Origin of the sequence: Streptomyces sp. NPDC015127, from assembly GCF_043080095.1 — a bacterium.
GTDB lineage: Bacteria > Actinomycetota > Actinomycetes > Streptomycetales > Streptomycetaceae > Streptomyces.
Genome location: NZ_JBIBVE010000007.1, coordinates 347,263 through 356,766 on the forward strand (window position 1 = coordinate 347,263; position 9,504 = coordinate 356,766).

The 9,504-nt window shown below is 69.6% G+C and carries 9 protein-coding genes and 2 pseudogenes; 10 read left to right on the top strand and 1 reads right to left on the bottom strand.

Annotated elements, in window-relative coordinates; translation table 11 throughout:
* Nucleotides 1-253: 253 nt before the first annotated feature.
* The 10 genes and pseudogenes from ACF08N_RS16690 (at nucleotide 254) to ACF08N_RS16735 (ending at nucleotide 8,463) form a co-directional block, all read left to right on the top strand.
* On the top strand, nucleotides 254-523 hold the full coding sequence (locus ACF08N_RS16690; protein WP_392325339.1) for a hypothetical protein: 270 nt from the start codon (nucleotides 254-256) through the stop codon (nucleotides 521-523).
* 118 nt (nucleotides 524-641) lie between these two features.
* Complete coding sequence (locus ACF08N_RS16695; protein ID WP_392325340.1) at nucleotides 642-3,668, top strand: aminotransferase class III-fold pyridoxal phosphate-dependent enzyme; 3,027 nt, start codon at nucleotides 642-644, stop codon at nucleotides 3,666-3,668.
* Between the two features lie 24 nt (nucleotides 3,669-3,692).
* Nucleotides 3,693-3,863, top strand: coding sequence for a hypothetical protein (locus tag ACF08N_RS16700; RefSeq protein WP_392325341.1), 171 nt, complete (start codon nucleotides 3,693-3,695; stop codon nucleotides 3,861-3,863).
* Between the two features lie 18 nt (nucleotides 3,864-3,881).
* Entirely contained in the window at nucleotides 3,882-4,853 is a 972-nt protein-coding gene (locus ACF08N_RS16705) for a succinylglutamate desuccinylase/aspartoacylase family protein (RefSeq protein ID WP_392325342.1), read from the top strand.
* Nucleotides 4,854-5,208: 355 nt separating this feature from the next.
* Nucleotides 5,209-6,159 carry a DMT family transporter gene (locus ACF08N_RS16710; RefSeq protein WP_392325343.1) on the top strand — a complete coding sequence of 317 codons (951 nt, stop codon included), beginning with the start codon at nucleotides 5,209-5,211 and terminating at the stop codon, nucleotides 6,157-6,159.
* Between the two features lie 96 nt (nucleotides 6,160-6,255).
* Nucleotides 6,256-6,510 (top strand): annotated as a pseudogene (locus ACF08N_RS16715) (GNAT family N-acetyltransferase); the annotation flags it as partial.
* Nucleotides 6,511-6,663: 153 nt separating this feature from the next.
* Nucleotides 6,664-7,320, top strand: coding sequence for a transposase (locus tag ACF08N_RS16720; RefSeq protein ID WP_392325395.1), 657 nt, complete (start codon nucleotides 6,664-6,666; stop codon nucleotides 7,318-7,320).
* A gap of 154 nt (nucleotides 7,321-7,474) precedes the next feature.
* Nucleotides 7,475-7,655 (top strand): annotated as a pseudogene (locus ACF08N_RS16725) (ABC transporter ATP-binding protein); the annotation flags it as partial.
* 53 nt (nucleotides 7,656-7,708) lie between these two features.
* Nucleotides 7,709-8,062: a VOC family protein gene (locus ACF08N_RS16730; RefSeq protein WP_392325344.1), complete on the top strand. Its 354-nt coding sequence runs from the start codon at nucleotides 7,709-7,711 to the stop codon at nucleotides 8,060-8,062.
* 89 nt (nucleotides 8,063-8,151) lie between these two features.
* Nucleotides 8,152-8,463 (top strand): DUF6896 domain-containing protein, encoded by a 312-nt coding sequence (locus ACF08N_RS16735; protein ID WP_392325345.1) that lies wholly within the window; start codon nucleotides 8,152-8,154, stop codon nucleotides 8,461-8,463.
* On the opposite strand, the gene ACF08N_RS16740 is transcribed toward ACF08N_RS16735, so the two are convergent.
* Nucleotides 8,455-9,263, bottom strand: a protein-coding gene (locus ACF08N_RS16740; protein ID WP_392325396.1) for an IS5 family transposase whose coding sequence is annotated in 2 segments (ribosomal slippage) — nucleotides 8,455-8,924 and nucleotides 8,924-9,263 — 810 coding nt in all. Because the reading frame shifts where the segments join, the coding sequence is not laid out codon by codon here. The two genes, ACF08N_RS16735 and ACF08N_RS16740, sit on opposite strands and share 9 nt — an antisense overlap.
* Nucleotides 9,264-9,504: the final 241 nt, after the last annotated feature.

Genomic DNA, 9,504 nt, shown 5'->3' on the forward strand with positions numbered 1-9,504 from the left:
CGTAAGCACCTGATCCTCGGTCCGTCACCTTGAGTAGGCGCTGCTGAGAGGCACCGCGTCCCTCGGGGCAGTCTCAGCCTTCCGCTACGGGGCCCACCAGGAGGCGATGACCAAGGCGGCCGAGCCAGCCGGTTCGCCAGGCAGAGCGGGATCGAGATCACCAAGGGCTCCCCCAGAGACTACGCCGAGCTCAAGGCGAGGGTCGAGGACCAGCACGTCACCTGGGACGTCATGACGGGCGCCGCGTGAGCTGATGACCGGTCTCGATGAACGCTCCGCCTTTGACGGACGGCCCACCTCGGACCTGATCGCCGACCAGGTGTTGGAGCGCGTCCTGGTTCGGGCCCGGCAGCCGTGGGAGTGGGGCATCGAAGTACCGAACGGGGGAGTTCGCCTGGACCTGCCGGTCGCCGACGTGGTCGAGATCTCTGCAGCCCGTAAAGCGATTGAGACCACAGCCGCGGCCGCCCTGCCCGCCTCCTCCCGGGAACCGCATCGATCGGACCGTCCGGGAGCCGACTGACAGCGTCGGGCGAAGGTCCGACCCAAGTGGCGGCGGGGGACCGGCCACGACCCGAGCGTCGTGACGCAGGCCCACGGTGAGTGATGAGCGACCTGACGACGAGAGAGAGAACGCACCGATGACCTCAGCGACCACCACCGGCCAGGACGGAACGACCATCCCCGGTCACACCGGCCAACTGCCGGGCTCGCTTCTCGATCACGTGCTGCGGCAGTCCTTCGGACTCGAGGGATATGTCCAGCACCCACTGGGAGGGGAGATCGACCAGAACGTCCGGATCACCGGCGATGACGGCATGCGCTACTTCGTACGGGTCACCCGCGCGGAGCCGGACTCGGCCGACGTCCTCTGGCAGAACTCACTCCTCCAGCATCTGGCCTCCACCGTTCCCGACCTTCCGGTGCCACGACTGGTCCCGACACGCGAGGGGAAGTACCTTGCCGGCGTCGTCCACGAGGGCCGAACGCACGTGGTCCGCGTGATGAGCTGGCTTGAGGGCCGGGTCCTGGCGGATCTCGACGACCACCCCGCGGCGCTTCTGCGTCAGCTGGGAGAAGCCGCTGGGCGGCTGAGCCTCGGACTCTCCAGCATGGAGCCACCGGTGGGCTTGCAACCGCACGACTGGGACATGCGCCGGGCCGCTGAGATCGTCGAGGCGTCGCTGCACGCTGTACAGGACGCGGACCGACGGGAGTCGGTGCGCACGATCATGGGCTGGTACGACGCTCTCCTGCCGGCATGGGACCGACTGCCTGGGAGCGTCGTACACCAGGATCTCAATGACGCCAACGTCCTGGCCGACGCTGACGAGGACGGGGTGCTGCGGATCTCGGGCATCGTCGACCTGGGCGACTCGCTCTACAGTGTGCGCGCGGCGGAGGTGGCGATCGCGGCGGGCTACGCCATGGTCCGCAAGGCCGACCCGATCGCTGCGGCGGCCGAAGTCGTGGCCGGCTTCCACTCGGTGCTCCCCCTCACGGCGGAGGAACTGGCGGCTGTCTATCCGTTGGCGGCAGCCCGGCTGTGCATGAACGCCGTGACGTGGACGCGCCGGGTCGCCGAGAGCGGCACGCCGTACGGGCGGACCCGCGTGCAACACACCTGGCCGGCGATCGCGCAGGTGGCCGAGGTTTGCCCCGACGTCGCCGAGGCGACGTTCCGGGTCGCGTGTGGGCTCCCCCCGACGCGGGAGCAGCGGGGTTTGGAAGAGGTCCTGGCAGAGGCGGCCCGAGAGGGTGCCCCGTACGCACCGGCCCCGCAGCTGATCGACCTGCGACCGGCAAGTGATCTCTACGACGAAGTCGACTGGCACGACGCGAGGGCGGTGCGCGCGAGCATCGACGACGTCCTCGACGGACGGCGGCGGCGGGGCTACGTGCCCCACCTCAGCGCATCGCTGCTCCTGGGTGGCCGGCGCCGCCCAGGAGCCGACGAGCCCGCGACGGTTCAGGTCGGCGGCATGCTGATTGTGGCAGACGCCGAGGAGGTTGCCAGCCCGCTGTCCGGCGTCGTCGAGGCCCACGGTGGCCCCGGTATGCCGTTGGTGCTGCGACACGCGGTCGAGGGGCTGGAGTTCTGGACCTGCTGGTGGGGACTCGACGACTCGCCGCGTGTCGGGGCGAAAGTCCCGGCCGGGGCGCCGTTGGGACGCGCCGGCGCGAGCGATGAGACGGACCCGCTCGGGCCCTGCGTCCAGGTACAGGTCCACCGCACCGCACGGATGGCCACGTGGCCGCCGCCTCGTGCCGTGCCACCCTCCGCACGGCAGGTGTGGAGCCACCTGTCACCTGACCCCGCCCGGCTCTTCGGGTTCACCGAGTCCCCCGCCGCGGTCCCCACCGTCGACGACGTCGTCTCAGTGCGCCGTCGCCACATCGCTCGCTCCCAGCGCAACTACTACCGCAACCCGATGAACCTTGTGCGTGGGCGGGGCGTGTGGTTCCACGACGAGGACGGCCTGGCCTATCTGGACTCGCTGAACAACGTCACCCACGTCGGCCATGCCGAGCCACGGGTGACGGCCGCCGCCACCCGGCAGCTGCGCAAGCTCAACACCAACAGCCGTTTCGTCTACCCGCAGATCGCCAGTTACGTGCAGAAGCTGGTAGCGACGCTGCCCGACCCGCTCGAGGTCGTCTTCCTCGTGTGCACGGGCAGCGAGGCAAACGACCTGGCGCTGCGGATCGCCCGCCAGGTGACAGGTCGTCAGCACATCGTCAACATCGACGGCGCGTACCACGGAAACACCGGAGTGGTGACCGGGATCAGCCCGAACCGTTACAAGGGCCCCGGCGGCGCCGGTGCACCCGCCACCACCCACGAGGTCGTCATCCCGGACCGCTACCGCGGCACCTACGGGTACGACGACGCGGACGCCGGAGTCAAGTACGCGCGCGACGCCGCGGCTGTCATCGAGCGGATCTCGGCCGACGGCCGACCCCCGGCCGCCTTCATCGCCGAGTCCCTGATGGGATCGGGCGGGAACATCGTGTTCCCCGACGGCTACCTCGATGGCGTGTTCACTGCTGCCAGGCGGGCGGGCGCCCTGTGCATCTCCGACGAGGTCCAGGTCGGCGTCGGACGACTCGGGCCCTGGTGGGGTTTCGAGCTCCAGGGGGTGGTCCCGGACATCGTCACGATGGGCAAGCCGCTCGGGAACGGGCATCCCCTCGCGGCGGTGGCCACGACTCGGGAGATCGCCGACGCGTTCGACACGGGCATGAAGTACTTCAACACCTTCGGCGGCAACCCGGTCTCCTGCGCGATCGGCGAGGCCGTGCTCGACATCGTCGAGCAGGACGGGCTGAGGGAGAACGCCGTGAGCGTGGGCGGGTACTTCGCCCAGTCGCTGCGCGAGCTCCAGCAGCGCCAACCGCTCATCGGCGACGTGCGGGCAGAAGGGCTCTACCTCGGCGTCGAACTGGTCCGCAACCGCACCACCAAGATGCCGGCCACGGAGCAGGCCTTCATGGTCACCGAGCTCATGAAGGAGCGAGGCGTCATCGTCTTCCCCAATGGCGTGCACGACAACGTACTGAAGATCAAACCGCCCATGACCTTCCGTCGTGAGCATGTGGATGTCTACGTCGACGCGCTGGACGAGGTCCTGTCCCTGCCCGAGCTGCGTTCGGCCGTTCAGTCCTGAGACGGGCAACCGTCCACTGAGGCAATGAACGAGAGTGGCCCGCGAAACGCGGGAAGTGCCCTGCCGGCCGGCTTCTCCGGCCAGGGCTTCAAGCTCTCGCCCGCCATGGGCGGCATCGCCGCCGACCTCGCGCTGGAGGGCCGCACCTCCCAGCCGATCGACTTCATCACCACAAACGGCCGCACCGCGGCCTGAGTCCGAACGAGGTAAGCCATGACCCTGACCATCGGCCCGCTGCGGGCCGAGCCCGGCCAGAAGACCCGCGGGAGCCTGCCCGCCGACCTCGGCCCCACGACGGCGGAGGTGCCCCTGATCCTCGTCAACGGCTCCCGGCCCGGCCCCCGGGTCGTGATCACCGGTGGTGTCCACGGCGGCGAGTTCATCGGTGTCGACGCTGCCACCCGCCTGGCCGGGCTGCTGGAACCGGACGATGTCGCCGGCCAGCTGGTGATCTGCCCGGTGGCCAACCCGCCGGCCGTGTACGGGGGCAGGCTCAACATCTCCCCGCTGGACGGCGTCAACATCAACCGCGTCTTCCCCGGCGACAAGGACGGCGGCCCCACCGACCGGATGGCGGCCTGGCTGTTCGAGAACCTGATCGACGGCGCCGACGCCTACGTGGACCTGCACAGCGGCGGCATCGACCAGTACCTGCTCGACTTCGTCGGCTACCGCCTGACCGGCGACGACGAACTGGACGCGAAGAACAGGGCGATGGCCCACGCGGTCGGATACGAGCGGGCCATCTTCGGCACCAGCCCGGACGGCGGCAACAGCCACGCCGCGGCGAACCGGCAGGGGATCCCCGCGATCCTCGTCGAGACCGGCCAACTCGGCGACCGCGACCCCGCCACCGTGCGCAGGCTCCTCGACGCCCTGTACCGGATCCTGCACCACCTCGGTGCCATCGAGGCGTCGGAGCGCGTCAAGCAGCCGACCGTGCAGCCACGGGACTGGATCTGGACGGGCGACGTCGAGTCTCCGGCCGCAGGCCTCTGGTACCCGGACGCGGTTACCGGTGACGAGGTGACCGAGGGGCAGACCATCGGCCGCATCATCGACCCGGTCGACGGCGCCGAGCGCAAGATCACCGCCATCGCCACCGGAAAGATCATCTACAACATGAACGGACTCTCCGTCCGCCCCGGCACGCATCTCGCCGCCATCGCCACCCCGCACCACTGACGGGCCGCATGCCCGCCCACTGATTCCACCCCCTACCCCACCGCTCTGGCCCCCATTGCGCTACTTCTAGGAGATTTGTCATGAGTGATCCGCGGATCGGCCGGAGAGCGCTTCTGCGCTGAGCAGGCGGCCTGGCTGCCCTCGCCGCTCTTCCCTCCCTCGCCGCCTGCGGCACCGGCACGAGCAGTGTGTCGTCCGGCGGCGGTAAGGGCGGCGGCAAGACGGTGATCGTCCGCGACAGCGGCGGTTCCTGCGGCGAGGCCCTGCAGAGCCGGAAGATCGCTGCCCGTTCTCGCCTACGGAACCAGCCGAGCGAGCGAGCCCCTGCCACCCACTGCTGAACGGATCGAATGTCATGGCCGACACCCCCGTACGCTCTGCGCCGCCGCCCGTCGCATCCGCGGCCGCCGGGCCCCTTGGGGGTCCGGCGAGGGATCGGCTGACCGGGGTCGGCCTCGTCGTCTGCGGCATGTTCTCCCTACAGTTCGGGGCGGCCGTGGCGGCGCTGCTCTTTCCGCGGGCAGGCGTCCTGGGCGTGGTGTCGCTGCGGCTGGGCATCTCGGCCCTGGTTCTGCTGGCCGTGTGCCGACCGGCCGTGCGCGGTCACGGGCGCGAGGGCTGGGCGGTCATAGTCGGCTTCGGGGTGGCACTGGCCGGCATGAACGTCCTGATCTACCAGGCCATCGCACGGATCTCGCTGGGAACCGCGGTCACCCTGGAGGTGCTGGGCCCCCTGGTCCTGTCGGTGGTCGCCGGCCGCCGGGCGAGCAGGTGGCTGTGGGCCGGAATGGCGCTGGGGGGTGTGGCGCTGCTGGGCCGGGGCGGATTCGACGACCTGAACCTCGCGGGTATCGCGTTTGCTCTGGGCGCGGCTGCGTCGTGGGCGGCGTACATCCTGCTGTCCGTCCGCGCGGGCAGCCTGTTCCCCCGGGTCGACGGGCTGGCCTTGGCCATGGCGGTGGGCGCCCTGTTCATCCTGCCGCTGGGCGTCGCGGAGACGGGCGGTGCCCTGCTGGAACCGGTGACGCTGGCGTTGGGGGCGGCGGTCGCCCTGCTGTCCTCCGTGCTGCCCTACAGCCTGGAGCTGCTGTCCCTGCGCCGACTGCCGCCGACGGCGTTCGCGGTGCTGATGAGTCTGGCGCCGGCGGTCGCCGCCCTCGCCGGGTACCTGGTCCTGGGCCAGCGTCTGGGGGTCGCGGAGGTGGTGGCCGTCGCGCTTGTCGTGATCGCCGGCGCGGGAGCGGTGCGTGCGTCGGCGGACCCGTCCCGCCGCTCTGGGCAGCGCGGTACCGGCCGGGAGCGGTGATGCGTACGCACGCGGCCACCAGGAGCCAGGATGCCCTGTGGACCTCGGGCCCGGCGAACGCCCTGCCCAGGCGGGGCAGTGCTACCGGCAAACATGGAGCTTCGCAAGCCCGAGGTCACGTACTGGTCGGTCATGGACGGTGACGCCGTGGTGGGCTGCGGTGCGATCAAGAGGCTGGACGCGGGGCACCCGGAGTTGAAGTCGATGCGCACCACGCCGACGCACAAGCGAAGCGGGATCGCATCCCTGCTGCTGGAGCACATCATCACCGAGGCCAAGGGCATGGGATTCACGCGGCTGCGTCTGGAGACCGGCGCAGCCGAGTTCTTTCTGCCCGCCAGGAAGCTGTATTGGAGGCCGCCTACGGCTGGTACTGGGCGGCCGATGTCCTGCAGCTGGCGGGGCGCGTGTCCACCTGGCCCACCCGCTGGGCGTGAAGGGGTTCGCCTACCGACGGGTGAAGAACGACCTCCGCGACGCCGCAGACCTGGCGGACCGCTGCGGATGGGGCGGCTGCCGGAAGCCTGGATCGCCCCACCGCAGGTCCGTGAGCTGCGGGAACTGGTGCGCTACCGGGCCAAGCTCGTCGCGTTGCGCTCCGGGCTGAAGGCCCAGGTGCACGCCGTGCTCGCCAAAGCCGGGGTGCTGACCGGCGTCCGACCTGTTCGGTATCGACGGCCGGGCCTGGCTGGAGCAGACCCGGCCGGCCGGCCCTATGCCCAGCGCGTCGGGTCGTTACTGAAGCTGATCGATGAACTGAACGCCGGGGAACCCCTGTTCAACGACCGTATCGCGGAACGGCTTCGCGGCCACGCCGGCTATCGCGCCCTCCAGCAGCTGCCCGGCATCGGTACCACCCTGGCGGCGGTGCTGGTCGCGGAGATCGGCGATGTGCACCGGTTCGCTTCCGCCGGGTCGGCTTGCTCCTGGGCCGGCCTGACCCCGCGGCACTACGAATCCGACACCGTCCTCCGCCGTGGCCACGTCACCAAACAGGGCAGCAAGCTGGTGCGCTGGGCCGTGGTGGAGGCGATCCAGCGCAAGACCACCTCCAAGATCACCGAGGACCGGGCCCGGATCGAGGCCCGCCGCGGCAGAAACATCGCCGAGATTCGCCGCGGCCCGCAAGCTGCTCACGCTGGTCTACTACGGGCTCCGTGACGGAGAGATCTGCGCCCTGGCCCGCCAGCCCGCGTGAGCACCTCGGACGCGGCAGGCGCGCGGTCGGGCAATAGTCTGACCCCCACACGGCGCGGTCGCGGTTTTGATTGACCCCGCCTGCCGCACGTCGCACCGCTCCATGCGGCCCCACGCCGTGCTGCTCCTCGACGAGCCGACGAACAACCTCGACCTCGTCAGCACGGGACAGCTGACTCCTGCCAGGGAGCCTTCGTCGTCATCAGCCACGACGAGCGGTTCCTCCAGGAGAGCGGTGTGAACCGGTGGCTGGGATGGCCGCCGGCGAACTGACTGAGACCGGGGCACCGCAGCAGTGAGCCGCAGGCCGAGAGGCTGTTTTCCGAACTCCTGGCAGGTCTAAGCTCGGCGGATGACCTTGGAATGGGAGCAGGTAATCATTGACTCGGTAGATCCGGTGGCCTTGGGGCAGTGGTGGGCCGAGGCTCTTGGTTGGGTTGTGGTGGACTCCTCCGCTGAAGAGTTCGAGATTCGCCCGGAGCCGGAGCGCCTGCCCGGGCTGCTCTTCGGCCGAGTTGAGGAGAACAAGACGGTGAAGAACCGACTGCACCTCGACTTGAGGCCTGATGACCAGCAGGCCGAGGTGGCGCGCCTTGTGGCTCTTGGCGCACGGCGTGTCGACATCGGTCAGGGTGACCAGTCGTGGGTTGTCCTGGCAGACCCCGAAGGCAACGAGTTCTGCGTCCTTGCCCGGCGGCGTCAGTAACTGATCGTTTCAGAATGCCGTCCTGCGGAAACGCTGGCGGCCCCATGGAACAATCCCTTCAGCCACGGGCTCAGGGGGGATGACGCCATATGGAACGGATTGGGGCTGCACGGGACCTCGTGCTCGGTTACGTCCACGCTCTGAACGCGATTGACGAGGCCATGAGGGTGGCGATCCCCTTGCTTGAGCGACTGGCAGATGTCCTCGGCCTGGCCCGTTCGCGCCGGATCAACCGGAGTGGGCAGGTCGGCACCTACTCCTATGCGGTTCATGGGGCAGGGTGCCGCTTCGTGTGCGACAACGGCTCTGAGGTCGATGTGGACTTCGCAGCCGACGGGAGCGAAGTCTTCGACCTCTGGCGGCTGCGCTGGTATGGTAGCCAACTGATCGCTTCAGGATGAGGTTCGCAGGCGGCGCAGGCATATGAGGCTGCAGGCCAGTTCCAGCAGGCCCTGGTGGAGATCGGCGCGTCGTTCGTAGCGGGTGCGGAGCCGTTTGAACTGGTGCAGCCAGGCGACGGCACGCTCGACGACCCAACGCACCTTGCCCAGTCCAGAACCGTGGGCGACGCCGCGTCGCGCGATCAACGGCTTGATGCCCCGCTTCCCCAGCAGGTGGCGGTACTTGTCAAAGTCGTAGCCCCGGTCGGCATACAGGCGCCCGGGCTTGCGGCGGGGACGTCCCCGCCGGCCCCGGATCGACGGGACGGCGTCGAGTAGCGGCAGGAGCTGGGTGACGTCGTGCCGGTTGCCGCCGGTGAGGGTGACGGCGAGCGGAGTTCCGTGACGGTCGACAATCAGGTGGTGCTTGGAGCCGGGGCGGGCGCGGTCGACGGGTGAGGGGCCGACGTGATCCCCCCTTTGAGGGCCCGGACGTGCGACCCATCCACGGACCAGTCGTCCAGATCCAACAAACCGGCGCGGCGCAGCTCGGTCAGCAGGGCTGCATGCAGGCGCGGCCACACGCCGGCCTCGGTCCAGTCTCGCAGCCGACGCCAGGCCGTCACACCGGAGCAGCCCACCGTCTCCGCGGGAACATCACGCCACGCGGCACCCGTCCGCAGCACATACATGACGCCGGCGTGTGCCGCTCGGTCAGGAACGCGCAGCCGCCCGGGATAGCGGCGGCGCCGCTCAGGAGCGGGCGGCAGCAGCGGGGCCACCCGCTCCCACAGGTCGTCAGGAACAAGATCAGCGCGCACCCCGGACACCCTGCCGACCAAGATCGTCGAGCACAAGAACCGCAGCCCAACTCATTCTGAAACGATCAGTAAGTGGGCTGTTTTGAGCGCGAACAAGCGTGAGCGGTCCGATGAACGCCCGCCACCTCCATACCGCTCCGCAGCAGCCCGCCGCCGACTGACAGGTCCGCCATCTGTCGCATGCGCGACCCGGCGCAGTTCTCCGTGGTCCCGGGTGCCCACCTCAAGCCCGTGGGGAGCA

Excerpts from the sequence above, each read along its gene's own strand:
- ACF08N_RS16690 (WP_392325339.1), top strand. The coding sequence starts at position 254 with ATGACCGGTCTCGATGAACGCTCCGCCTTTGACGGACGGCCCACCTCG.
- ACF08N_RS16695 (WP_392325340.1), top strand. The coding sequence starts at position 642 with ATGACCTCAGCGACCACCACCGGCCAGGACGGAACGACCATCCCCGGT.
- ACF08N_RS16700 (WP_392325341.1), top strand. The coding sequence starts at position 3,693 with ATGAACGAGAGTGGCCCGCGAAACGCGGGAAGTGCCCTGCCGGCCGGC.
- ACF08N_RS16705 (WP_392325342.1), top strand. The coding sequence starts at position 3,882 with ATGACCCTGACCATCGGCCCGCTGCGGGCCGAGCCCGGCCAGAAGACC.
- ACF08N_RS16710 (WP_392325343.1), top strand. The coding sequence starts at position 5,209 with ATGGCCGACACCCCCGTACGCTCTGCGCCGCCGCCCGTCGCATCCGCG.
- ACF08N_RS16720 (WP_392325395.1), top strand. The coding sequence starts at position 6,664 with ATGGGGCGGCTGCCGGAAGCCTGGATCGCCCCACCGCAGGTCCGTGAG.
- ACF08N_RS16730 (WP_392325344.1), top strand. The coding sequence starts at position 7,709 with ATGACCTTGGAATGGGAGCAGGTAATCATTGACTCGGTAGATCCGGTG.
- ACF08N_RS16735 (WP_392325345.1), top strand. The coding sequence starts at position 8,152 with ATGGAACGGATTGGGGCTGCACGGGACCTCGTGCTCGGTTACGTCCAC.